A 25,243-nucleotide genomic window follows, 5' to 3' on the forward strand; every position below is an offset into this window, starting at 1 on the left:
TCCAGACATAGTTAACCTCTCCTCAAGCGAAGCGTTAACGACGACCTTGCGAGGTGAACACCTTGTCAAGTTTTACGGACGACGCAAAGTTGTGGACGAAGTCTCGGTACAAGTGAGAACCGGCGAAATTGTTGGCCTTCTGGGCCCAAACGGAGCCGGCAAAACGACCACGTTCTATATGATGACGGGAATGATCAGGCCGCGTTCCGGACACGTTTTCCTGGGAGATGCCGAAGTCACGGATTGGCCGATGTTTCGACGTGCAAGGTTAGGAATGGGCTATCTGTCGCAAGAGCCGTCTGTTTTTCGCAAGCTGACCGTGCGAGAGAACTTAATGGCAATCCTCGAACTGTTGCCAATCACGCGTTCTGAGCGCAGAAGCCGTGCTGAGGAGTTGCTGGCCGAGTTCAGACTGGAACACGTGATCAATAATAAGGGCTTTCAGTTGTCTGGCGGTGAGAGGCGACGTGTGGAGATAGCAAGGTCGCTGGTGACACGCCCGAAGTTCATGCTTTTGGACGAACCCTTTGCCGGGATTGACCCGATTGCCGTAGCCGACATCCAGAGCATCGTTCGGTCATTGAAAGACCGTGGGATTGGAGTTCTCATCACGGATCACAACGTTCGCGAGACTCTGGCAATAACTGACCGGGCCTATCTGATCTTTAGCGGGCGGCTGTTGATGGAGGGTTCCGCAGAGTTCCTTGCCTCGAACGAAGAGGCGAGGCGAATCTATCTCGGCGATTCTTTCCGCCTTTAGGCATGCTATAACACCTGCTTTGCCGAAGCAAGTCGGGAAGTAACACTATGATTCGACATGCAATAGTTAGACAGAATTATATTATCCCTCTTAAAGTAATCAAAAACAGTGTTTAGATACTAAGACAATCGTTTGTTCAAAATTACATACCTGGTCAAATTGCAGTCTGCTCCCTTGTGGCACAGGGGTTGCATGAAAGGAGAACTGATCTGCCACGGTGAATGGCTGTGCGGGGTTGTCCTCAAAACTCCGATTTGCAGAGTCCACTCCTCCCTACCGCTCGGACCAGAAGGGTAATTCGATGGAACTCAGACAAGTCCTCAAACCCGAACTTCAACAATACCTTCAACCGCAGCAGATACTGCGGAGCGAGCTCATTCAGCTCCCTATGCTCGAGCTGGAATTGCGCGTGCGTGCCGAGCTGCAGGAGAACCCGTTCCTCGAGGAAATTGCTGAAGACGAAGTGGTTGTGGAACGAAATGTCGCTGAAGTCGAGACGGACAACTCTGCAGCCTCGTTGGACGATCGTTCCGACGCCGATGAGGTCACCGCGCGGACAAGCCGAGAGGAGTCGTCCCGTCAGGATGATGAGGTCGATTGGGACAGCTTCTTGAGCGATGAGGACCCGTCTGTGTACAAGGCTTCACGATTCACTTCTTCCGGAGGTGAGGAGCTGACTGAATTGCCCCGCCCGTCTGTTCAATCCCTCGCCGAGCACCTTGAAGATCAACTGCGGCTTCAGCGGCTGACTGAAGAGGAATATCGCGTAGGACAGTATATCATCGGCTCTATTAATCGTGACGGGTTCTTGAGCTATCCTATCGAGGAAATCGCCAGAGAGTTGAACGTGCCCGTGCCGCTGGCGTTGCGAGTGCTGTCCGTGGTTCAAGAGCTCGACCCCCCGGGAATCGGCGCGCGGGACTTGCGGGAGTGCCTGCTGATTCAATTGCGGCAGAAAGATGACCCCCGGGAGTACCGTGTCGCGATGCGCATGTTAGTTGAAGGATACGACGACTTCATGAACAAGCGTTTTGAAGTCGTGGCACGCAAACTCGGAATTACTCTCGATGAAGTTAAGTCTGCCTACGAAGATATTCGCCGCTTAAATCCCAAACCGGGCGAAGGATACTTCGATGAAAAGCAAAATTACATTGTCCCGGACCTTGTCGTGCAGCGCATTGACGATAACGGGAATTTCAATGTCTATTTGAATGACGGCAATACCCCGAACTTTCACGTCAATACCGCCTACAAGGAGATGTTCCTCTCGGGGAACACAGACAAGAAGGTCAAGGAGTTTGTTACAAGGAAGCTTGAGAGCGCTCGTTGGTTTATCAACGCGATTCACCAGCGGAGGACGACGATTCTGCGCACAATGCGGGCTATCGTAGAACGGCAGAAAGAGTTCTTTATGAAGGGGAGAGAGTTCCTCAAACCAATGATTCTGCAGGATATCGCGGAAGACATTGGCATGGATATCTCCACTATTTCGCGTGTCACGAACGGCAAGTACGTTCAAACCGAGTGGGGAGTCTTCGAACTAAAGTACTTCTTCAGCGAGCGCATGGAAACAAGCGATGGCGAAGAGATTTCAACAAAGGTTATCAAATCGCGCCTGCAGGAGATCATTGAAGCTGAGGACAAGAGTGACCCTCTGTCGGATCAGGCGATTGCCGAATTCCTCGCCGCGGAAGGATTCCCCATTGCCCGTCGCACAGTGCAGAAATATCGTGAGCAGCTCAGCATTCCGGTGAAACGACTGCGGCGGGAGATTTAGCTGGAAGCGTAGCATTTCTGAATTCAGTTTTGTATCTTGGGGCCGGTTGCCGAAGGATTTGGCAGCCGGCTTCCTTTTTTCACATCAATCATCCCCGAAATTACATGTCCTTAGAAAACCCAGAAGTTCTGGAGACCCGCTCGGCAGAACTACTGCCTGTGTTGCCGCTGCGCGATGTGGTCGTCTTTCCGGCAATGATCTTTCCCCTACTCATCGGCCGCGCCGCGACTCTCGTAGCTATAGAGAAAGCCATGCTGCTCGAGCGTCGCATACTCCTTGTGACCCAGCGCGACCCGGGCACTGAGGAAATCACCCCGAAAGATCTCTTTGAGATTGGTGTTGTCGCTAACATCCTGCAGACTCTAAAGCTCCCCAATGGTCTGGTTAAGGTGCTCGTGGAAGGAGTAAGCCGCGCCCGTATTACGAACTGGGAGCCGGAAAGTGATTGTTTGTCGGCACTCAGCGAACCCATCGAGCTTACAGGAGAAGATGGACCAGAAGCCCGTGCTCACATGAAGGTCGCTTTGCGCGGGTTCCGTGAGTACGTCAGCTTGAATCGTCAGCTACCCGACGAAGTTCTCCTGACGCTCAGCAATCTGAACGACCCTACGCCGGTCGCCGATTTCGTGATCGCGCATTTGCCCATGACGGCCGTGCGCAAACAGGAAGTCCTTGAGCAGACGCATGTTCCAGATCAATTCCGTTTGATCAACAATGTGCTCGATGAAGAAATTGAGATTCTGAAAATCGAGCGCAATATTGAAGGACAAGTAAGAGAGAAGATCTCCCGGACGCAACGCAACTTCTTCTTGCAGGAGCAGATGCGCATAATCAAAAAGGAGTTGGGCGACGAAAGCGAGGAGGATTTCTCGGACGTCATCGCTTATCGCAAGAAGTTGCGGAAACTGCGTATGCCCAAGGATGTCCGGCAGCGTGCGGAGGAAGAGATTGAAAAACTCAAGGGCATGCCGATGATGTCGCCGGAAGCGACGGTGCTCAAGAACTATCTCGACTGGATGCTGGCGATGCCGTGGGGAGTAACGACTCAAGATCGGCTTGATTTGAAGGAAGCCGAGCGCATTCTGGACGAGGACCATTTCGGTTTGCGCAAACCCAAAGAGCGTATCCTTGAGCATCTTGCTGTGCTTGCGCGAGTTGAAAAGATTCGCGGTCCGATTCTCTGTCTCGTTGGCCCTCCCGGTGTCGGGAAAACGTCGCTCGGACGGTCCATCGCGCGGGCAATGGGACGCAATTTTGTCCGCATTTCACTGGGAGGTGTGCGCGATGAAGCTGAGATTCGCGGTCACCGAAGGACGTACATTGGCTCGATGCCCGGTCGAATCATTCAGGGAATGAAGCGCGCGGGTTCCATGAATCCGGTGTTCCTGCTGGACGAAGTTGACAAGATGTCCGCGGACTTTCGTGGCGACCCTGCGTCCGCCCTGCTTGAAGTTCTCGACCCCGAACAGAACTCGACCTTCTCGGATCACTATCTTGAAGTGGATTTCGACCTCTCACAGATTCTCTTCGTCACTACGGCTAATATTCGTCACGATATCCCGGTCCCGCTGCAGGATCGCATGGAGATCATCGAGTTGCATGGCTACCTCCATCACGAAAAAATGCACATCGCGCGCGAGTTCCTCCTGCCAAAGCAGATGCATGATCACGGTTTACGCGACGGAGAACTGCATGTTGTGCCCACTGCATTAGATAAGATCATCTCGTCATACACGCGCGAGTCCGGTGTGCGTGAACTTGAAAGGCTGATGGCCCGCATCTGTCGTAAAGTTGCCAAAGAAAACGCCGGCGACCTTGCTCGAACCATCAATGTCGCGCCAAACAAATTGAATCGCCTGCTGGGAGTCCCGCCGTACAAGGACAGTCAGATTGAGAAAGGGGATAGGATCGGCACCGCCGTTGGTCTCGCGTGGACATCGCAGGGCGGTGAGATCCTGAATATTCAATCAAGCGTGATGAAGGGCAAAGGTGCGATACAACTGACCGGCAGGCTCGGCGATGTTATGAAGGAGTCTGCTCATGCCGCAGTATCTTTCATACGTGCTCATGGCGGTGATTGGGGCGTCTCACCGGATTTTGTCACGAAGTGCGATGTTCACTTCCATATTCCGGAAGCCGCCACTCCTAAGGACGGGCCTTCTGCAGGTATTACGCTCGCGACGGCGCTGCTCTCGGCGCTGACTTCGACACCCGTACCTGCAGATATTGCCATGACTGGTGAAATTACGCTGCGTGGCCACGTGCTCCCAATCGGAGGTCTCGCCGAAAAGACAATGGCCGCGAAACGGGCAGGGATTCGGAAACTCATCATCCCTGCTGAAAATGAGCCTGATTGGCATGAACTCGATCTGGCACTGCGCAAGGGTATGGAGGTGGTCTTCGCAGACAATATCACGACTGTGTGGCGCGAGCTGTTTCCGACGACCAAGCGGAAGGTTCGAGCGATAACGACCGTCAATCAAGAGTCGGCTTCGCACTAACCCGTGGCCACGCGTGCTTTCTCAATTCCCGTTGCAGAGTTTGTCAAATCATGCACTGATCTTGCGCAAGCGCCACGCCCTGTGTTACCGGAGATCGCCTTCGTCGGTCGCAGCAACGTAGGGAAGTCTTCACTCATCAACTCGTTATTGAATCGTAAGGGGCTGGCATTGGCTTCTGCGACGCCGGGAAAGACGAGACTCCTGAACTACTTCCGGATCGGCGAACGGATGTTCTACTTCGTGGATCTGCCCGGCTATGGTTATGCGAAAGTTTCGCGGTCGCTGCAGGACGAGTGGGCAGGTTTCTTGGAAGACTACCTTGCCGACTCGGAAAATCTTGCGCTCGTCATTCTAATTGTTGACGTGCGGCGAGGGTTGACAAAGTTGGATCATCAGATGATTCAGGCTCTGAACATGTATCGCAGGCGTTTTCTCGTGATTGCGACCAAAGTGGATAAATTGACGCGCAGGGAGCGTGATCAGCAGCTTGCCACACTTCGAGGGCCTATGCTCTCACTGGGTGCGGAGGCTTTGGTTCCATACTCGAGCACGACACATGAAGGTCGCGAAGAATTGTGGGAAAAGATTATGCAGATCCAAAGTTGACCTGCGCCTCGATAGACGTCAAAAGCCCCGGAGAGTATCCGGGGCTTTCAATTTGCACGGCTCAGACCTTACTTCACCGCGAGTAAATCATGACTCCGAGCTGTTCATCGGCGACGACCAGCTTACCGTTAGAAGCTGAAATTGAGTTGGGCTCTGGAAAATCGAGTTTCTGAACATACTTCGGATTCACTGGATCTGACACGTCCACAATGTATACTCCGTCTGCGTCATCCAGGATGCAGGCGTATGTTCCATCCACGACGATACGGATGAGTCTGTCCGCACCGGGGATGATTAGCCACGTGACGACTTCGGGAGCACTAACAGTTGAGACGTCGACTACCGTCAGGAACAAATTGTCTGCGACCAGAATGTAATTGCCATACCACGCGCAGTCCTGGGGATCGCCGGGGGTGGGTACGAGAGCAACGGTGGAATTGTTCAGCACATCGAAAATGCGAAACTGATAATTACTCTGTGCAACCGCGAACAAATCGCCATTCACACCAAAACCACGAATTCTGACGTTTATTGGTATGTAGGGGAAATAGAAATTCGTGCAATAATTGGGTCGCCAGCGTCCGGAGTCAGGCAGATAGCAGAAGGGGCTGTAGAGCAATCCGTCCCCGCCGCTAATATCGGATCTCCAAGCATATAGCTCGTTTTCACGTGAAACAATTTCCGTCTCCACAATGCCGCCGGAGAAATTCGCGTAGCCAATGATCGTGCCGTTTGTGTAATTATGAATCGGGTACTTATCACCCGGTTCTCCATCCGGTTCCGAGACCGTCAACACCAAATTGTTGATCGGGTCAATCCCGACATACGTGGTGTAGAACGGGTCACTTTGCGGATAGTGAAAAATCTGTGAAGGTGATCCGGCATTTGAGATGTCGTACACGTAGGTTCCGGAAGACGAAGCGCCGATCGCAAGCATGTTCTGTTTGCAGTCGACATTTTGTGCGACACCGGTCGTGACGATTTTTGATCTAAAAGAGTACGCTCGCGGAGGAATATCCGCTTCGTTGCGTTCGTCGCAACTAACGAAAAGAACCATAGCAATTAATTGCAGTGCGGCCAATGCGGCGCGCGTCATAGACTGTGCGGTCAAGTGCGGTCTCCCGTGCTTAAGATGCAACTCGATGAGTTTCGAGAATCCAAGATAATAACAAACGATGAAAACGATCATCACCGGTCAATTCAGGATGAAATGTGGTGAGCAGCATTCTGTCTTGGGCTAAGGCGACCGGTTCATCCTTGTACCAAGCCAAAATTCTTGTGCCGCTTCCAACTTGAGTCACTCGGGGGGCGCGAATGAATACCCCAATTGCCGGTCTCTGACTCTTAAGCTCAGGCACGACGCGCAGTTCCGCTTCAAAAGAATGGACCTGCCGCCCCCAACCGTTGCGATTAACATGAACGTTAGCCAGGCCAAGCGACTTCACGCGAGGATCATTGTCCGTATGCGAGAGCATGATCATGCCCGCGCACGTCCCCCACACCGGGTAGGTTGAGCAGTATTCCATCAGAGCCGAACGCAGCTCATCGCTCATCACGCGTGTCATAGTGGTGCTTTCACCACCGGGCCAGACAAGCGCTTCGAGTCCCTCGAGTTCGGCAGGCGTGCGCACCTGCCTTACTTCACAACCCAGTGCGCGCAGCCGCTCCTCATGAACAGGGAAATCGCCTTGCAACGCCAGTACACCAACTCGCGCCATCACGAGACCACTCACCATCCGCGCGTGGACAAGAGTTCGGACTCATCCATGGTGCGCACGTCGAGGCCGTGCATGGCCGTCTGCAAGCCTTCGGATACTCGCACAAGAACATCGGGATCGCGGTAATGCGTTGTTGCCAAAACAATCGCCTCGGCACGCGCGGCGGGGTCATCGCTCTTGAAAATGCCGGAACCTACGAACACCGACTCAGCGCCTAACTGCATCATCAGTGACGCATCGGCCGGTGTCGCAATGCCACCCGCTGCAAAGTTCGGCACAGGCAACTTGCCGAGTTCACGAACTTGCTTCAACAGTTCGAAAGGTGCTCCGATTTCCTTGCCATAGTGCACGAGTTCTTCATCGCCCATCCCCTTCACGCGGCGCATTTCGCTCATGACCGAGCGCATGTGCCGGACGGCTTCCACGACGTTTCCCGTTCCTGCTTCACCTTTGGTGCGAATCATAGCCGCACCTTCGGCGATTCGCCGCAGCGCTTCACCGAGATTCCGGCATCCGCAGACAAACGGGACTTTAAATTTGTGCTTGTCGATGTGATACTCTTCGTCAGCGGGCGTCAGCACCTCGCTCTCATCGATGAAATCCACTTCGAGCGCTTGTAGAATCTGTGCTTCGGCAAAGTGCCCAATGCGGCATTTGGCCATCACAGGAATTGATACCGTATTCTGAATTTCGCGGATCACGGAAACCTGCGACATTCGCGCGACGCCACCTTCCTTGCGGATGTCCGCAGGAACACGTTCCAACGCCATCACGGCGCAAGCTCCCGCCTTTTCCGCGATGCGCGCCTGCTCGGCATTAGTCACGTCCATGATCACGCCGCCTTTGAGCATTTCGGCCAATCCAACTTTTGTTGCAAATGTCCCCGTTGCACTCATGTTTGTTCGCCTCACAACACTGATTACTTGATCAATCTGATAGAAGTTTCCCAGCGGCCACGCGGGGATTCAAGCACTACGAAGTACGTTCCGGACGCGTACTCTCCGGCTGACCACTGAAATGTCATACGTCCTGGTGAAAGGTAGCCATTGTGCAAGGTCGCGACTTGCCTGCCCATAATATCAAATGTGCGTATTGAATAATGGTCGGCGGCACCAATCTCTACTGGCAGCGTCACGGTCGCGTTAAACGGATTTGGAAACGCGGATTCCATTCGTGTCGTGAGCGGCAGCCGTGAATCTCTGTCAGGTGAATCCAGCACAATAGCGTGAATGGCGATTCGCACTACGGTATCCGGGCACGAGTTTGTGAGCAGTGTCAACTCGCCGAGGAAATCATAGACTCCGTCATTCAGAGTATCAGGAGAAAAGGTGACTGTGAACAACCCTGATTCTCCGGGCTGAATCGCCAGCGACCTGGGTTGGACGTCAATCCACGGGAACAAAGGTGCGATGCTCATCGGCTCAGACTCCACATGGAGCGGCGCATCTCCGGAATTCTCTATCCAAAGTTCGTAGGTCGAGACAATCTCGTTCTGCACGAACACGTTAAGAGATGAAACAGGCAATTCTATCACAGGACGTTGCATTGCCGCATCGGCAAAAGTCGTGTCCTCGCTGTTTGTCTCGATACCGACAATGGTCCTAGTCTGCCAGCAGGGGTGATGAAATCGAAGCGAAAATACACCTTCGATAACGCCCAGTTCGTATCGTCCGGCAGCGTCGGTTATCCCCGTAGTTCCTGTCTCCAGCGCAGTAACAATAACGCCTTCAATCGGCGCACCGCCCCGCTCTGAGGATACTATGCCTATGATGCGAGAAGGAGTCCCCATGAGATTTCTGAACAGCACGACTTGCTGGCTGCTGACGTTTGCTGCCAATAAATCGAGGTCTCCGTCAAGATCATAGTCGCTGACGGCAAGACCATAGAAGTTTGATTCGTTTGTGATCTGCTGAATCGTGAACGTTCCCGCTGCAGATTGCCTCCACCAGAACACCCCGCCGCCGCTATTCTGCTCCCCTTGAGCCGTGCAGGCAACATCCATCAAACCATCGCCATCAAAGTCCGCAAGTTCGATGTCCCGAGGATTCGTCACAGACCCAGGCAGAAGGGACATCGCCCAACCAGTGCCGGTTGCTTCCCACCGTCGAATGCGGTCCGCGCCGAAATCGCAAGCGAAGATGTCTGTCTCCCCATCCCCGTCAATGTCCGCTGCGGCCAAGGCCGTCAGCGTGAAACCGGGAATCTCCTGAGACAGAGAATATCCTCCGATTGACGTATGACGCATGACGTAGACTCCGCCATCTTGTCCGGCAGCAATGAGCACTTCAAGTGTCCCGTCGCCGTTAAAGTCGGCAGTGGCCAAACCGAGCGGATCGTGCGCCAATGAGCTTAACCAGATTTCCTCTAAAGAGCCGTTCAACTGCTCAAAGATGCGCACCTGATTTGTGGCATTTCTCAGCTCACTTGTAATCAAGTCGGTTTCGCCGTCGCCATTCAGGTCTGCCGCCTTAGCCGCATAGGGTCCTCCGCCCTGTGCGAAGACGGTATCGATTGCAAAAAGGGATTGCGGGTTGGATGATCCTGTGTTTCGCAGCAGCGCACAGAACTCATCATCCCACGCGGCGATGGCCACGTCCCAATCGCCGTCATTGTCAAAGTCGCCTGATGTAAGATTCCTCGCAGAACCGCCTGAGACGTAAACCTCATATCGGATTAGCGAGTCAAATGTTGCGCGATCGTAGTACAGCGCGGCTCCGGGCCACCATGAGGCAATCATCAAATCAATATCGCCATCTCCGTTGAAGTCACGCGCTGTCACATCTCCAATGCCACCGGCGTCTCGAACCAGCACCGTCGGGCTGAAAGACTGAGAAAGCAGCGGTGTCGCCATCGGGGCGAGCAGTAGGAAGCAAGTCAAAAGTTGCAGGACCAACGCGGGACTCCAGATCCAGAGCGAAAAACTGAGCGATTATTACTTAAGCAAGAGCAATTTCTGGGTTGCGACAAACTCGTCGGCACTCAGACGTGCGAAATACACACCGGTCGATACGGGAGCACCGTCGGAGGTTCCATCCCAGCGAACGGTATGCGAACCGGGGGCTTCGACACCCGAAGCGAGCAACGCGACCACTCTTCCGGTTATGTCAAATACCGAGAGATTTACATTCGTCGCCTGCGGGAGTGAATACTCCAGCGTAACCACCGTGTTAAACGGATTAGGATATGCCCGATCAAAGGTGAACTGCGCGGGAACGTATGGAACAGGGTCGGCAGAAACATTCCAATTGACGAACGTCCAAGTCTGTCTCGATTGCCGCTGCATCACGGGATACCGGCTATTGGCAACCACCCACCAACGCACAGTATCACTTTCCTGTATGAAAGGATGGTCAGTGAACGTGACATTTGAAGACGTTCCCCAAATCGTGTCAATCAAAGAGATTGAATCTTCATTTTGAAAGAACAGGCAATAGAAGATCACCTCATCCGCACTATCCGGATCAAGCGCCGCTTCCCATGAAAAGTGTCCAGTCGGCGTGGTCAATGCGCTTCCACTGTCCGGGCCGAGCAGGTTGAAGGCCAGAGTGGAATCCGGTCGGATTTTGCGAACGTGCCTATGGCGGTCGCTGCACACCCGCAAGTTACCATGCTGGTCCTGCGCAACAACTCTCCAGTATCTGTCAAAAATGTCATCTGAACGATTCAGTAAGTGCGTCGGATTCTGGAGCGGTCCTACTGCAAAGGGGTCGTCGAACAACGTGTCGGTATCAAATAAAAGCGCGTAGGCGATTTGGTCCCCGGGATCCGGATCTGTAGTCGCCTCCCACCGGAAGCGCATCGTGTCGGTCGTGAAAAACGCGCCATCGTCCGGCAGCAGCAGCGAAAAAGGCAACGGAGAATGCTGCACGGGCGCAGACGGATCCACGTCCGTCTTCATGTAGAAGCCATGTGGCAGCGGAGTAGAACGAATCCCAGCGGCGTGATAGCGAAAGCTCGCGTCAAGTGCAACATCTCGAAACTCCGAGGAATTCACAGTGTCGTTGAAGACGATTGTCCAAACGCTGTCGAAATCCTGATCGAACTTCATAAGGAAGGCGTTGCGTGTTCCAAGATGCTGTTCAGACCAGTAGCCCCCTACTACGAATCCGCTGTCTCGATCCGCAACACTCCGCACGCACAGTGCTGCATCGTTCTCTGTTCCTCCAAACGACTCCTGCCAAATGAGGTCGCCGAAGTCATTTGTGGCGACAACCCAAATGTTGGTTCGAGCGCTGTCGCCAAAGGAACGCGTCCAGCCCACCAGCAGAGTCAGATCTTCACTCACGCGAACTGCATCGTACAGATCTTCGTCACGAACTCCGCCAAAACGAAACTGTGCGGTAATCTCGCCCGTCGAGTTGGCAGTCGCCATCCAGAAATCACGACCCGCTCCTGCTACCGAGTCAGCAGTTCCGTAAATCCATATCGTCTGCGAATCGACTTGTGCGACACGCCGCACAACGGAAGATGAGTCATACAGTTGAGACCACTCGACTCCGCCGTTTTGGTTCAGCCTGACCATGCTGCCGTCAGAATCACCGAATGTTCCCGGAGTGACCTGCCCAACTACTAAGTACCCTGTTCCACTGTACGCAGCAGAGAAACCCCGATCGGAGGTCTGATTGCCGCCAAAATTCCATGTGTTTTGCAGTGTCCCCGTTCCGCTGAAGTGAACGAGTTTGTAATCGAGCGTGCTGTTCTCAGACGTGAAACCAATCATGGTTCCTCCGCCGTCCCTCCAGAGACAATCGAACATGCGATTCGTGGTTCCCCATGTTCGAGTCCATGCGGTTTCACCGTTAAGATTCAGCTTCACAGCGTATGCTTGAAAGAGATTCTGCAAGGCTATTCCGGTAAGATATGTCCCGGGAGAAGCCGTGTCGGTGTGGGCAATGACGACGGAGTAAAATTCGCCCCGTTCGTCAAATGTTTGTGTCGAGAGGATATCCGGCGGCGTTGCCGAAGACGGGTCAGTAAATATCAAGCACTGCGTAGACAGAGCAAGCAAAGCAACAAGCAGTGTTCGCCACCAACCTCCCATTATCCTCTCCCTTGCGTTTCGTCCTGACTACCTTATGCATCCTGCAACAGCGGGTCAGGTAACTCGCAGTTGACGCATTCCGACATTCTGTAAACACAAAAGTTACAGATTTTGGGACAGAGTGTCAAGGCGTTCCAGGAAGGCATCGAATTTGCGCTCTTAGAAAGCTGAATTATCAAAGCTTTTTCATAGGTTTCCTCGTATGCATGCATTCTTGAAGATCGTAGCGATGGCTGTGGGCCTAACGGGCCTACTTGGTGGTGCTTTGCTATCCATGGGGCACCTGCGAACCTCAGAATCAGACTTCAAGCAGCTCGAGATGGCAAAACTCAGGAACTTGGCAGGAAACTGGGAAACCCGGCTGCTTTCTGCAAGATCCGCGTTTCGCGATCAGATGCTCCGGCAAAACGTGACCGCCGTGGTGGAACACCCATCGGACTGGGCAGCATGGCGAGTTGAAAATAAGATACAGCAAATGGCTGATAATTGGCCGTCCGGCCAGGCGATCCCCCGAGGATGGGTGTTGCTAAGAGGCAACCAGACGGTCCATGCGCTTGTCGGAGACACAACTGGACTGGGGCTGGCGCTGGATGGATTCTCGAAGTACGGAGCACCCGACATTCTGCTCGGAAATCCGGAGGCTGGGCGCGATCGCTTCTTGGCGCTGCAGTATGGGCCTCCGGCAAGCACGCAGAACCCGAATCCTGGACAACTTGTCGCCCTTTTCGGAGCTTCAGACTTGTTTTCGCTTCCGGCAGATCCGCCGACACGCTGGGTCTTGATGAACGGTCCCAAAGAAGCTTTCCTGGCCTCGACCAGAGGCGGTGAGCCACCGATAGGTGCCGGGACATGGGGGTTGCTGATTTCGCAGACTTACGGTATCGTCAACCTGGATGGTGGCGTACCTCTGGCATACTGTAAGCTGCATGTCCCCGGCATGGAACCGCTCTTGGTGGTGTCCGAGATCAACGCGCCGACCGGCGCTGGAAGTGCGGCAAGTGCATTGTTACTGCTGTGTGCTGGTACGGCCTTTCTGGTCCTTGCCTTTGGTGCCCGCAAGCCAAGTTTAACTGAATCGGCAGTTGCCAGTCAACCTGCCTATTCGCAAGATGATCAGAAGGCAACTGCGCCTGAAATCGTGACCTTTCGCCAAATCTTCCAGGCGGTCCGTACACCACTGTGCGTTGTGGATGGAAGCGGCAGAGTTCTGCGGGTGAATTCCGCTGCACGTGAGCTGTTGCGCCTGCCCAAGGGAGGCCAGCCAGACGACTCCGTAACCGTGATTGGAACCAACTTCCAAGGCTCGCTTAAAGAATTCTTGAAAGAAGCTGCCTCAACGGAATTCAAACAAGGAAGCTGGCTATTATGCCAGATGGACAAGCATTTCTTTGACGGGGAAGTGATTGCGACAAGGCTGTCCGGCACGCTTAACGAACAAGGACCAGTCGCATTGGAATTTGTCGAGCACAGCAAAGTTGAAGCGAATAACGCCCCGGTTACAAGGCCGACATCCCACGCCCTCGTTGATATGCTCAACCCGCAACCAGTCCTGCTGATTGATTCCGAGGGGAGAGTCATCTCAGGCAACAGCGCCGCTCTCGACATTTGCTCTAAGCTCGTCGACAAGCCGATGCTTCATGAGATACTTCCGGGCATTGAACAAGCAAATATTGCTGGTATTCTTGATCCGTTGCGCGCCCAGCGATTCGAAAGCCTCTTCGGGTCAAGGGTCCACGAGTTTTATCCCGTTCCTGCCGAACAAGGCACTCTCCTGTATGGGTTAAGGCGTACGGACGCGCAGTCGTTGCAGGTTGAGCTGCACCAAGCACAAGAGAACTTCAACACTCTCTGCGCGATTTCGAGTGAAGCGATACTGCTAGTGGAGCCGCGCGAATACAAGATTCTCGAGTCAAATCTGTCAGCTTCAGAGCTGTTTGGAGCCACCCATCCCGGGCTGATCGGTAAGAGTATGGACGAGTTTGCCGAGTGGCCGTGGCAGGAGGATCATCTGCGCAGCACGGTGCAATTGCAGAGAAATGACGGACAAGTTGTGCCGTGCTCCTTTGAACATGAACTCATCAAAGTGGAAGGCGAGCCCACTCTGTTAGTCGTGGTATCGCGCGTTTCGGACGAAGTCCAACAGGATGTCAGGCAACTGGCCGACTACACAACTGAACTTGCGGAGAAGCTTGCGGAGCAACTTCAGAGGGAGGCAAGCCCAGCACAAGAATCTGCTCAGATGACGGTAGGACCGGGGATGCTCGTGGTGACCAATCCCACTGTTCGGGATGTGGCAAGAAGGATGCTTGAGCACTTGGGACACAACTGCGAAGTATTCACGAATCTCGACGATGCAACCGTTTGGCTCGTCCGAAGCGACCAGCGTCCGGAATTCGTCATCATTGACTTGGGTGATTTTGACCAGCCTGCCGATTGGGTGGAGATGCTGCGTGCTCGTTGCGGCGATGTTCCATGTGTCGGCCTTTCCGATAGCGAGAATGGTTTCCTTCCCTTCGGACCCAATGCGATACTAAACAAGCCCTTTGAACTTGAGGACATCGCAGGGAGCCTTCTGTCCCTTGAGCTTGAGGTAGTTACTCCTGATTAGTTGAGCTGTTCCGCTTTATTGAGAGCGCCTCCACGGAGGCGCTCTCTTTTTGTGCCGTTGCCTCCACATTCGGTTCACTGGATAGAATTTTTCGCAAGAGTTTGGGTCAGAAATTCCCAAGTTTGCCCGCAATTCTAATGAGTTAAATCGTTATCTCATGAGAGTTTCACATAGCACTAACGACCCCCTTTGTGAACGCGTTCACTTGCTTTAGCACCGTTTTGTCATTATCTTTCAGTTTGTAGTTTTTGGCACGTGGGACAGAGAAGTTGCTCCAAACGGTGTTTTTTCTGAAGTTATTCTGAAGAGGTGAAAGAGATGCGACAGTTGCGTGTGCTTTGGGTGCTGGCCGCTTTGTGCTGGGCTGCGATGCCCGTGCTTGCACAGAGTTTTGGCGACGTTGTTATCACGGAAGTTATGTATGACGATACGGCGTCAACAGACGCAGAATGGGTCGAGATCCGTAACACGACCGCCGCGCCGATTAACATTGGCGGTTGGGTTCTCATCGATGACAATGTCTATCCCGCAGACGGGGGCGAAGGAGGAATCCGAGTACCTGACGGCACAATGATTGGCGCAGGCGCGTATCTTGTCTTGACGAAAGAAACTTCAACTGGTTTGCCGAACGTCGTTGTTTGCACTCAGTATATCGGCAGTTTCACGCTGGGCAACGCAGGGGACAATCTTGCGCTCTATACCGCGCAAACCGGCGGAACATTGATAGACGGTTCACTTACGGTGCAGTATCCCGACCTTACTCTTACGATAGGCAACTCAATTGAAAAGTGTAACGTCAATGCAACGTGGAGCGGCAGTCCCACCGACTGGATCGAATCAACAACTGTCTACTCTCCGACGGGACGCTATCGCAACTGTACTCCCGGTGCGGCAAACACGCCGTGCAGCGGTGGAGATGTCACTCCTCCTGCATTAGTGAGCGTTACAGTTATCTCAAACACGCAACTGGACGTTCTGTTTGATGAACCCGTTCTACAGACTGTTGCTGAGACTGAGGCGAATTACTCCGTCAATAACGGAGTGGGGTCGCCTACGCTTGCGCTTAGGGATCCGGGAAATACTGCGCTTGTGCATCTCACTTTTTCAGCAATGTCGCCCAATACATATACGCTGACAGTCCTGACGATTGAAGATCTTGCGAGCAATGTGGCGAACAATCTGACGCGCAATTTCACAGTCGTTGGGGCTGCTACAAATGCCGTTGTCATTACCGAAGTCATGTATGACGACATCAATGCCGGTGCGGTACCTGATGCCGAGTGGGTAGAGATCTACAACACCACCGGTTCGCCCATTAATATCGGTGGTTGGGTTCTGACGGATGACAATGTCTATCCGGCCGTAACGGAAGGCGCGCTTTACATACCGGCAGGGACAATCATCAACCCCGGTCAGTATCTCGTTCTTACGAAGGTAGCACTTCCTGAAATCGCAAACGAAATCGTTTGTGCGGATTCCTCGGGCGGTTGGGGACTGAATAATAATGGCGATAACCTTGCCATCTTCACTGCGCTCACGGGAGGAACGCTCGTTCACGGATCTCTCACTGTAAACTATCCGGACTTGGCAGGCACGAACGTCGGCAATTCGATAGAAGTCTGCCTGAACGATGTGGGCCTTAACTGGGAAAGCGTGCAGTGGTATGAGTCCGCGAGTGCCTTCAATGCAGGACCTTACTTGAACTGCACCCCGGGAGCCGCTCCGTCGATTTGCGTGCCCGATGTGACTCCCCCCGTCTTGCTCTCCGCAACGCTTGCCTCACCGAATCAAGTTGACGCGTTGTTTGATGAGGCTCTTAATCCAGCGACAGCAAATCTTGCGACGAACTACAGCGTAGATAACGGCGTTGGCAACCCGACGACTGCTGTGCTGCAAGGTGATAATAGCACCGTGCGGCTGACTTTTGGCGCGGCTCTTTCGCCTAATCTCTACACCCTGACGGTAAACAACGTGCAGGATGTTGCAGGAAACACAGTCGCGCCGAACAGCACGGCACAATTTGAGGTCATGGGTTCAAACTATGATATCATTTTCACAGAAGTCATGCCCAACCCGAACTTCGCAGGGAGTGCCGATAGCTTGGGAGAGTGGTTTGAAATTTACAATCGCGGCGCCGTTGCCGTTAATCTTGCTGGTTGGGTAATCTCCGACAACAACGGTTCCGACACTCTTGAAGGCAATCCCGTTGTTTCCGCAGGTGGCTACTTTGTCTTCTGTTCAAACGGAGATAGTGCAACGAACGGAGGAGTTCCCGAAAGCTACGCCTACCGTTACGGGCTTTCAGGTTGGGGACTTGCTTTGAATAATACGTCTGAAACTCTAAGCCTGCGTGACGCTTCGAACACTACCGTTGCTTCCGTTACTTACGGGGGTCTACCCTTTACAGCTGGAGTAAGCGCACAGTTGACGAACACGACCTTGGATCCGGCAAACCCCGCGAACTGGTGCGCCGCTACAACGTCTTGGAGTGGCGCAAACAACGGAGATCGCGGAACACCCGGAGCAGCTTCGATATGTGGAGTGCCGGCTGAACCTGACACAGTTACAATTTGTCAGATCCTGCAGCGCGACACGTGCGGCGTGCCCGTGTGGAACGATTCGCTGCTCGTGACGTATGGTGTGGTGACTTATCGGGACTCGTGCCGCAGAAATCTCTACGTCGAGTCCAACGGCTGTGCGGTTCTTGTATTCGGATCGGCCGCTCAAACGAACATGATCGGAGCCGCACGCCTGCCGTTGCCAGGTGACTCTGTCCGTATTCGAGGTGCGTTGGATCACTTCGCAGGTCTGACAGAGTTTTCTCAGTTTGCAGTAGAAGCCGCTTCTGTAACGTTCATTTCTGAGGGGCACTCGATTCCTGCGCCTGTTCAGATTCCAGCGAACATCGTCTCCCAAGCGGCAGCAGCATGCGCGCCAGAAGACTATGAGTCACGCCACGTGACGGTCAGTAACGTGACGTTTGTTGAAGTCGGAACCTTTGCCGCAGGCGTTAACTATCACCTTGTAAGCGGAATGGACACTGTGCAGTTCCGCGTCAATATCTGCGATACCTTGGTTGGAGACTCAATTCCCGTTGGGGCGATCAATTTGACTGGAATCCTCGCGCAGTATGACACGTCCGGTTGTTACTGTCAAGAGTATCAGATCATGACGGGCAGAATCGCACCGTTTGAGGATGCTCAGTGCGGAGTCCCGATTGAAGTTACCGCCATTCGCCTCGCTGCGTTAAATCAGGTGCAGCTTCGCTGGAGCGCACCGCAGGGCAACGACTGTGGCTGCTACAACGTTTGGTATGCCACGGCCTCTGAACCGGTCTTTCCGCTGGACTATACGTTATTGACGCTCACACCGATTTCCGCAACGCAGTACACGGATGACATTTCGGCAGCAAATCGACGAATCTATGTCGTAACCGGTGTGCCTTGCCCGTAACTGCCCGTCCTGTTTAAGCAAAGGCAGTCCGGAACCAAATTCCGGACTGCCTTTCTATTTGAATTTACTGGACTTGCTGAAAAGTTGAACATGTCATGTCAACCTAAAGCATTGGCACAAGGCTTGCTATTTGAAGTGTCGAAGGGAGAACACTCGTATGTCAGATAATCTGATTCAAAACTTTCTGGTAGGTCAAAATCCGACGGTTGGGACGCTTAAGGCCGTCTTGGATGCACAGGCTACGCGGCAACGAGCCCACTCGCAGAACATCGCGAACGCCGAGACGCCTGGTTATCAACGGGTACGCGTGGAGTTTGAAGATCAGCTTCGACAGCAGCTCGACGGTGATAGTCAGAAACTTGCTCGCAGCAACGAGCGTCACCTTCCTGCCAGTGGAGACGCGGGAGATCTTGCTCCGCGCATCACGCGTGAACAGATCCCTGAAGACGTGACAGGAGTGAATGGCGTGAGCATTGAAGAAGAGATGGCAGAAATGGCGGAGACCCAATTGCGCTACTTAACGGCGCTCGAATTGCTCAAGCGTCGCTACAATGGAATGAAGGAAGCGATTACCGGAAATCCGCGCTAATTGTCTGCTCATTGAATAAGAATCGCCCGCATATGCTGCGGGCGATTTCTCTCTCTTAAGTGGACTCTTTAATCGCGAAGCATCGCCGTATAGCCATGCTGTTTGAGAATCTGGATAGCGCTGCGAGCATCAGATTGCGATTCCAAACTTACTCGCAGAACTCCGCCGTGACGCTCACGGCTGTGGAGCATTCCGATGTCCCTAATATTGATATTATGCTCGGCAAGCAGTCCGGCGATGCGAGCAAGCGTTCCGGGGCGATCGGGCACGATGACGGTCAACTCGGACTGAGAATCCCAATCGCCCGGCCTTTCCCGTGCAAGTTTTCGTTGGAACGAATAGGCTCTCTGCCAGACCTCATCGAGTTTTCCGGCCTCAAACAGTTTTCGAATCTCTTCAAAGTGCGAGCAGAACGAATCAAGCGCCCGCTTTGTCTCGTCGAGGTTTGCTGCAAGCACAGACTCCCAGGCTGAAGCAGGCAAAGCAGAAAGCGCGGTCATCGTCTGGAAGTGACCTGTTGCGAGCTTCTGAGCTAAAGGTATCTCTCGACTGACAACCGCAAGCCAATCTGTCAGGGCAAGAGCAAAAACCAACGGCATATGGGTGGTCGCCGCCGTGATTCGGTCGTGCGACTCAGCGTCTAGGATTATGGGAAAAGCGCCGAGCATGCGAATCCACCACTTCAGTGCGCCAAGGCGCTCGTCCGGCACGCCTTCAGGCGGCGTCAAGAGCCAGTACGCGCTGGCAAACAGATCGGGGTTTGCGTTCGCTATTCCTTGTCGATGACTTCCCGCCAACGGATGCCCGCCAATGAAGACACCACGGGCACCACTCGTGTCTTGTGCGAGGTTCATCAGCTTGGACTTGGCACCTGTTGTGTCCATGATGACTGAGTCGGGAGAACAAGTGCGAAGAATGGTCGGTAGTATTTGCTCAACTTGCGACAAGTCCATGGCAAGCACAACCAGTTCCGCGCCAGTCAGAGCTTCCGCTATATCGCCTGCGCCATGATCAATGGCGCCGCGCATCAAAGCCTCTTCCAGAACGTCCTGCTTGTCATAGCCCACGATGGAACCGGTGAAACCCATCGCTTTGAGCTTCAGCCCAATGGATCCACCGATCAGTCCAACACCCAGCAACGCAATCTTTCGAAAATCGTGGTGCAAGAGTTCCAGCGGATCGGGAAGTGTCAGCTCCACTAATTCCGCGTCACTTGCCGGTGTGGGCTCCATGGAAGTCATGCGTTTTCTGCTCATCTTTTCAGTATTCGTTCAACGCCCACTCGTAAGGGGGCCGTTACGTCTGCGTCTAAGCAAATCACCAGTCTGCTTTCCTATTATTCCAAGCTAATTGTGGATAGAGTTGCAAAACGTGGGCCATGTATATTAAAAAGCAAATATAACACATCCTATAGCAGATTGCAACGGGCGAACAGTCAAGGCAGGCAACAAAAAAGAATGCCTTTCTAAGGGCATTCTTCGGCAAATATAGTGGTAAATATCTATTTTTTTGTAATTTGATTCACCGCTTCTTCCATGGTAGTCCATGCCAGAGTCGCGCACTTCACGCGTACAGGCAATTGCGCGACACCGATCAAGGATGCCATGTCATTCATCGACTCACCCGCAGGCTCTTCGCCTTCACGTATAAGGTGGCGGAATTGGCTTATCCGCTCCTGCACTTCCTCAATGGTCCGACCCTTTAGGTCTTCCGTGAGCATGGAAGCACTCGCCATGGAAATCGCACATCCGTTGCCTTCGAATGTGATGTCGCTCACCAAGCCGTTCTCGAGCCTCAAATGCAAGACGATTTCATCACCACACAAAGGGTTCTTGCCTTCGACACTGATCGTTTCATCAGGCAACTTCCCTTTATTCCGTGGAAGGCGATAGTGATCAAGCAGGATGTCACTATAGAGATCGTTCATACCAGGACTTTTCGTGCCACGCGCAAGCCGTCTATCAGCGCGTCAACATCATCTGATGAATTGTAGAGATAGAAACTTGCCCGTGCAGTTGCCGAAACGTCCAGCCAGCGCATTAACGGCTGACAGCAGTGGTGTCCGGCACGTATAGCAATTCCTTCGCGATCGAGGAGACCCGCGAGGTCGTGAGGATGAATACCCTTAACATTGAAAGAGACAACCGCTCCCCTTTGTGTGCCGGGACCGTACACCGTGACATCCGGTTCACGACTCAATTTGTCAAGCGTCAGACTGGTCAACAGGTGATCTGCTTGGGCAATTCGTTCCATGCCAATTCTGCTAAGGTATCGAACGGCCTCGGCAAGACTGATTGCTTCCGCGATCGCAGGTGTACCCGCCTCAAATTTGTACGGCAAGTCATTCCAAGTCGCATGATCGAGGTACACATCGCGGATCATCTCACCGCCAGTCAGGAACGGATCCATGTCCTGAAGAATTTCCGGTCGACCATAAAGAACACCGATTCCTGTTGGACCCAGCATCTTGTGGCCCGAGAATGCGTAGAAATCCGGGTTAAGTTCGCGAAGGTTTATCGGCATGTGCGGCACGGCTTGTGCCCCGTCAATGAGTGCTTTCGCACCGACCTTGTGCGCAAGCTCAATCAGTTCGCCGACAGGATTGATGGTTCCCAGTACATTGGAGACATGCGTTACGGCAATGAGTGCGGTGCCGGAGTCAATCAACTTACGTGCTTCTGCTACATCGAGCGATCCGTCACTTTTGATCGGAATGAAGCGCAACTCGGCGCCAACCGACTTTGCGACCAACTGCCAAGGCACGAGGTTCGCGTGATGCTCCATGGGAGTCAACACTATGGACTGTCCATGCTTGACAAACTTGTGTCCAAAGGAACGAGCGACCAAGTTAATTGACTCAGTCGTTCCGCGCGTGAAAATCACGCCTTCGAGCGATGGGGCGCTTATAAACTCGGCAACAGTGCGCCGCGCAGCCTCATAGTCGCGCGTTGCGGCTTCACCAAGTGTATGAATGCCCCGATGCACGTTTGCATAACGCGATTCACAGAATCTACAATATGACTGTAAGACGTCATTCGGCTTCTGTGAACTTGCCGCGCTGTCCAAATAGACCAACCGTTTTCCGTTGATCTTTATGTTCAATATCGGGAAGTCTTTGCGAACATCGCGCTCAAACATGCGATTATGCTCCTTCCGACTGCAAATACTTCACTGGAACGGCAACCAAGACATCATCTCCTTGTCGTTCGACTGAGAATGTCTCGATTGGTTCAGTCGCAGGCAATGACAGCGCCTCGCCGGTCTTTAGTGAGAATCTTGCTCCGTGTCGCGGACACTCTATGCAGTCCCCTTCCAGCCAACCGTCAGAAAGATACTCATGCTCATGCGAACATACATCCGATGTCGCATACAGCTTGCCATCGACCTGGAACAATCCAAGTTCCAATGACCCTACCTGAAATCCCTTACCACCGTTCCGAGGGAGATCAGCAATTGTACAAATCTTTACAAGTTTTGTTTCCATAAAACGTATTCTATACTCAAGAATTTCGATAGTGTTCTAACAAGAACGCCCCTTGCGATTGTGCACGGGGCGTTCTTTCATGTATCAGCGACCCGTTGCCCGGCCCACAGTTTGTGAAACTCGTGATCGCCAGTTATCCCGAACGTCTTCCAAAACTTCAGGGACATTGTTGATGACTTCTTCAGCGAAACCGGTCGCAATCGCGGTAAGGGCCTGACGGAAGGTCAATCCGCGAGCCTGCAAATAGAACATCTGCTCTTTGTTCAGATGACCGATGGACGCACCGTGACTGCACTTCACATCATCGGCAATAATCTCCAACTTTGGAATTGCTTCTGCATGTGTGCCGGGATCCAACATCAGATTACGGCACGTTTGATAGGCATCCGTCTTCTGCGCATGCTGCGGGACCGTGATGATGCCCTGATAGATCGAGTGGGCGTCACCTGCGAGCAGAGTCTTGAACAGAAGATTTGAGAAACCGTTCGGAGTGTTATGATGCTGATGTGTCCTATGTTCGGCACGCGCTTCTCCGTCGCCGCTGAAGAGACCGCTCAGATGAGCTTCTGTGTTCGCGCCGAGCAAGTCAATTCTAAGTTTTGCGACATGCCACTTATATCCGGTCGTAAACGAGCACCAATTCAAGTAGCCATCCCGCTCGACTCTCACACGTCCGGTACGATAGACCGAAGCATCGGCATCAATCAGTTCATCATGCACGTAGTGCAGGCGTGCACCCTGCTTAACAAGAATCTCGGTGCGGCCGATGAGCGGAACTGCATTGCCCCCGCCTATCCACCGATCATGCACGATAGCTTCAGCGCCGCGCTCAACGATAATCAGAGTTGTTGGTGCAGCAAGCCCATTTCCGGCGAGGTGATGCGAGAGGTCGATCACGACTCCTGTTGTATTCGCTGGAATTCGAAGGCAGAGCGGCTGTCCTGTCAAAGCGCGGTGATAACTCAGAAACTTCGCATCCACGTCATCCGAATCGTAGCTAAGCAGTTCAGCGAAAGCTTCGCGGTCAGCAGGAGTAGCAAGCAGTGCGTCTTGGGTCAAACCGCTTCGTACTGCCAGAGTGCTCTTGACTTGTGTTGCGTCCTTTGCACTTTCCGCAATCTGCCACGGGAAGGCAGCGGGATCGTTCTTACGCCATTCCTCGTTGTCACGGGCAGGCAAGGCGGCGGCACGCGCCTGTTCAATCCAACTTGCGCGTTGTTCAGAGAAAGTCAGGTTCTGTTCTGTTGATACTGTGTCGATATTGCTCATTCGCAGGTTGGTCGCTGTCTTTCAGCCGACCGACCCCTCCATCTGTAGCTGTATTAGTCGATTCATCTCGAGTGCATACTCCATCGGCAGCTCCTTGACAACGGGTTCAATGAACCCGCGCACAATCATCGTCATCGCCTCTTCTTCGGAAATACCCCGACTCTGCAGGTAGAATACTTGCTCGTCCCCAATCTTAGAAACGGTTGCTTCGTGGCCTAATTCTACTCGTTCTTCCTGAATATTCATGTAAGGATAGGTGTCGCTGCGACTGTGATCATCCAACAGCAGCGCATCACAACTGACATTGCTCTTGCTGTTTGTTGCGCCTTTTGCAACTTCCACCAAACCGCGATAAGAAGTCCGGCCGCCTCCCCGTGATATTGACTTGGACAACACGACAGAGGTCGTATCCGGAGCCTTATGTACGACTTTCGCGCCTGCTTCCGTGTGCATACCGGAACCTGCGTAGGCAACAGAGAGAATGTCCGCCTTTGCACCGCGCCCCATTAAGTATACAGAGGGATACTTCATCGTGATCTTTGATCCGATGTTGCAATCCACCCATTCCATGGTCGCGCCTTCCTCGGCGATTGCACGTTTCGTCACAAGATTATACACATTCTTCGACCAGTTCTGAATGGTCGTGTAGCGGACTTTCGAATTCTTTTTGCAATAGATCTCCACCACCGCAGAATGCAGCGAGTCGCTGGAGTAGACAGGTGCAGTGCAGCCCTCTACATAATGGACGTTCGAGCCTTCATCCGCAATGATCAGCGTTCGCTCAAATTGACCGGAGTTCTTTGCATTGATTCGAAAGTACGCCTGCAAAGGGATAGTAACGTGAACGCCTTTGGGAACGTAGATGAAACTTCCGCCTGACCACACCGCAGTATTCAGAGCAGCAAGCTTGTTGTCACCCGCTGGAATACACTTGGCGAAATACTCTTTGAAAATGTCAGGATGCTCGCGAAGACCGGTGTCGGTATCCAAGAAGATGACACCGAGCTTGCTCCACTGCTCCTGAAGCGAGTGATAGACGACTTCGCTCTCGTATTGCGCGCCTACACCGGCAAGGAACTTCTTCTCGGCCTCAGGTATTCCCAGTTTGTCGTAGGTTTCACGAATCTCCTTTGGAACCGCGTCCCAGTCGTGCTCCACCTTATCTGAGGGCTTGATGTAGTAGTGAATGTCTTCGAAGTCAACAACTTTGAGGTCGGGACCCCATTCAGGCAGTGGTTTCTTGTAGAAGTAGTCGAGGCCCTTTAGACGCAAATTTAGCATCCACTCAGGCTCGTTCTTGTAACGCGAAATTTCCTCTACGACGTGCTTGGACAAGCCTTTTTCGAACTTTACGACGTTGTTCTCAGGAACTGAGAAGCCGTACTTGTCGTAGTTGTCCAGGTCCAGCGTGAATTCTTTCGAGGCAGGCATATCTAA

At 53.1% G+C, this 25,243-nt stretch carries 18 protein-coding genes; 7 read left to right on the forward strand and 11 right to left on the reverse strand.

Annotation, left to right across the window (positions count from 1 at the left end; translation table 11 throughout):
- Positions 1 to 7 precede the first annotated feature (7 nt).
- The 4 genes from lptB (at position 8) to yihA (ending at position 5,644) form a co-directional block, all read left to right on the forward strand.
- Complete coding sequence (gene lptB / locus KJZ99_09015) at positions 8 to 760, forward strand: LPS export ABC transporter ATP-binding protein (GenBank protein ID MCL4306041.1); 753 nt, start codon at positions 8 to 10, stop codon at positions 758 to 760.
- Positions 761 to 1,061: 301 nt separating this feature from the next.
- Positions 1,062 to 2,537, forward strand: coding sequence for an RNA polymerase factor sigma-54 (rpoN, locus tag KJZ99_09020; GenBank protein ID MCL4306042.1), 1,476 nt, complete (start codon positions 1,062 to 1,064; stop codon positions 2,535 to 2,537).
- Between the two features lie 104 nt (positions 2,538 to 2,641).
- The gene (gene lon, locus KJZ99_09025) at positions 2,642 to 5,038 is read left to right on the forward strand and encodes an endopeptidase La (GenBank protein MCL4306043.1); all 2,397 of its coding nucleotides are present in this window, start codon (positions 2,642 to 2,644) and stop codon (positions 5,036 to 5,038) included.
- 24 nt (positions 5,039 to 5,062) lie between these two features.
- Positions 5,063 to 5,644 carry a ribosome biogenesis GTP-binding protein YihA/YsxC gene (yihA, locus tag KJZ99_09030; GenBank protein MCL4306044.1) on the forward strand — a complete coding sequence of 194 codons (582 nt, stop codon included), beginning with the start codon at positions 5,063 to 5,065 and terminating at the stop codon, positions 5,642 to 5,644.
- Positions 5,645 to 5,717: 73 nt separating this feature from the next.
- Here the strand turns inward: yihA and KJZ99_09035 are convergent, their stop codons facing one another.
- The 5 genes from KJZ99_09035 to KJZ99_09055 are packed head-to-tail and all read right to left on the reverse strand — an operon-like array spanning position 5,718 to position 12,403.
- Positions 5,718 to 6,755 (reverse strand): hypothetical protein, encoded by a 1,038-nt coding sequence (locus KJZ99_09035; GenBank protein MCL4306045.1) that lies wholly within the window; start codon positions 6,753 to 6,755, stop codon positions 5,718 to 5,720.
- A 16-nt stretch (positions 6,756 to 6,771) separates the two neighbouring features.
- Complete coding sequence (pdxT, locus tag KJZ99_09040) at positions 6,772 to 7,362, reverse strand: pyridoxal 5'-phosphate synthase glutaminase subunit PdxT (GenBank protein MCL4306046.1); 591 nt, start codon at positions 7,360 to 7,362, stop codon at positions 6,772 to 6,774.
- A gap of 11 nt (positions 7,363 to 7,373) precedes the next feature.
- On the reverse strand, positions 7,374 to 8,258 hold the full coding sequence (gene pdxS, locus KJZ99_09045) for a pyridoxal 5'-phosphate synthase lyase subunit PdxS (GenBank protein ID MCL4306047.1): 885 nt from the start codon (positions 8,256 to 8,258) through the stop codon (positions 7,374 to 7,376).
- Positions 8,259 to 8,281: 23 nt separating this feature from the next.
- The gene (locus tag KJZ99_09050) at positions 8,282 to 10,255 is read right to left on the reverse strand and encodes a VCBS repeat-containing protein (GenBank protein ID MCL4306048.1); all 1,974 of its coding nucleotides are present in this window, start codon (positions 10,253 to 10,255) and stop codon (positions 8,282 to 8,284) included.
- Between the two features lie 39 nt (positions 10,256 to 10,294).
- Positions 10,295 to 12,403, reverse strand: a complete 2,109-nt coding sequence (locus tag KJZ99_09055) for a T9SS type A sorting domain-containing protein (protein MCL4306049.1) — start codon at positions 12,401 to 12,403, stop codon at positions 10,295 to 10,297.
- A 202-nt stretch (positions 12,404 to 12,605) separates the two neighbouring features.
- Between KJZ99_09055 and KJZ99_09060 the strand changes: the two genes are divergently transcribed.
- The 3 genes from KJZ99_09060 to flgB all read left to right on the forward strand — a co-directional run bounded on the left by KJZ99_09060 (position 12,606) and on the right by flgB (position 19,053).
- A complete protein-coding gene (locus KJZ99_09060; protein ID MCL4306050.1) occupies positions 12,606 to 15,011 on the forward strand; it encodes a PAS domain-containing protein in 2,406 nt (801 codons plus the stop codon).
- Positions 15,012 to 15,329: 318 nt separating this feature from the next.
- A complete protein-coding gene (locus KJZ99_09065; GenBank protein ID MCL4306051.1) occupies positions 15,330 to 18,464 on the forward strand; it encodes a lamin tail domain-containing protein in 3,135 nt (1,044 codons plus the stop codon).
- Between the two features lie 157 nt (positions 18,465 to 18,621).
- The gene (gene flgB / locus KJZ99_09070) at positions 18,622 to 19,053 is read left to right on the forward strand and encodes a flagellar basal body rod protein FlgB (protein ID MCL4306052.1); all 432 of its coding nucleotides are present in this window, start codon (positions 18,622 to 18,624) and stop codon (positions 19,051 to 19,053) included.
- A gap of 68 nt (positions 19,054 to 19,121) precedes the next feature.
- Here the strand turns inward: flgB and KJZ99_09075 are convergent, their stop codons facing one another.
- The 6 genes from KJZ99_09075 to sufB all read right to left on the reverse strand — a co-directional run bounded on the left by KJZ99_09075 (position 19,122) and on the right by sufB (position 25,237).
- Complete coding sequence (locus tag KJZ99_09075; protein ID MCL4306053.1) at positions 19,122 to 20,294, reverse strand: prephenate dehydrogenase/arogenate dehydrogenase family protein; 1,173 nt, start codon at positions 20,292 to 20,294, stop codon at positions 19,122 to 19,124.
- Positions 20,295 to 20,554: 260 nt separating this feature from the next.
- Positions 20,555 to 20,980 (reverse strand): SUF system NifU family Fe-S cluster assembly protein, encoded by a 426-nt coding sequence (locus KJZ99_09080; protein ID MCL4306054.1) that lies wholly within the window; start codon positions 20,978 to 20,980, stop codon positions 20,555 to 20,557.
- Positions 20,977 to 22,191 (reverse strand): cysteine desulfurase, encoded by a 1,215-nt coding sequence (locus tag KJZ99_09085; GenBank protein MCL4306055.1) that lies wholly within the window; start codon positions 22,189 to 22,191, stop codon positions 20,977 to 20,979. Before KJZ99_09085 ends, KJZ99_09080 begins: the two co-directional genes overlap by 4 nt.
- 4 nt (positions 22,192 to 22,195) lie before the next feature.
- Positions 22,196 to 22,537: a non-heme iron oxygenase ferredoxin subunit gene (locus KJZ99_09090; GenBank protein ID MCL4306056.1), complete on the reverse strand. Its 342-nt coding sequence runs from the start codon at positions 22,535 to 22,537 to the stop codon at positions 22,196 to 22,198.
- An 84-nt stretch (positions 22,538 to 22,621) separates the two neighbouring features.
- Positions 22,622 to 23,806: a SufD family Fe-S cluster assembly protein gene (locus KJZ99_09095; protein ID MCL4306057.1), complete on the reverse strand. Its 1,185-nt coding sequence runs from the start codon at positions 23,804 to 23,806 to the stop codon at positions 22,622 to 22,624.
- Positions 23,807 to 23,827: 21 nt separating this feature from the next.
- Positions 23,828 to 25,237 carry a Fe-S cluster assembly protein SufB gene (gene sufB / locus KJZ99_09100; protein ID MCL4306058.1) on the reverse strand — a complete coding sequence of 470 codons (1,410 nt, stop codon included), beginning with the start codon at positions 25,235 to 25,237 and terminating at the stop codon, positions 23,828 to 23,830.
- Positions 25,238 to 25,243: the final 6 nt, after the last annotated feature.

Source organism: bacterium (assembly GCA_023382385.1).
In the GTDB taxonomy this organism is placed as follows: Bacteria; Electryoneota; RPQS01; order RPQS01; family RPQS01; genus JABWCQ01.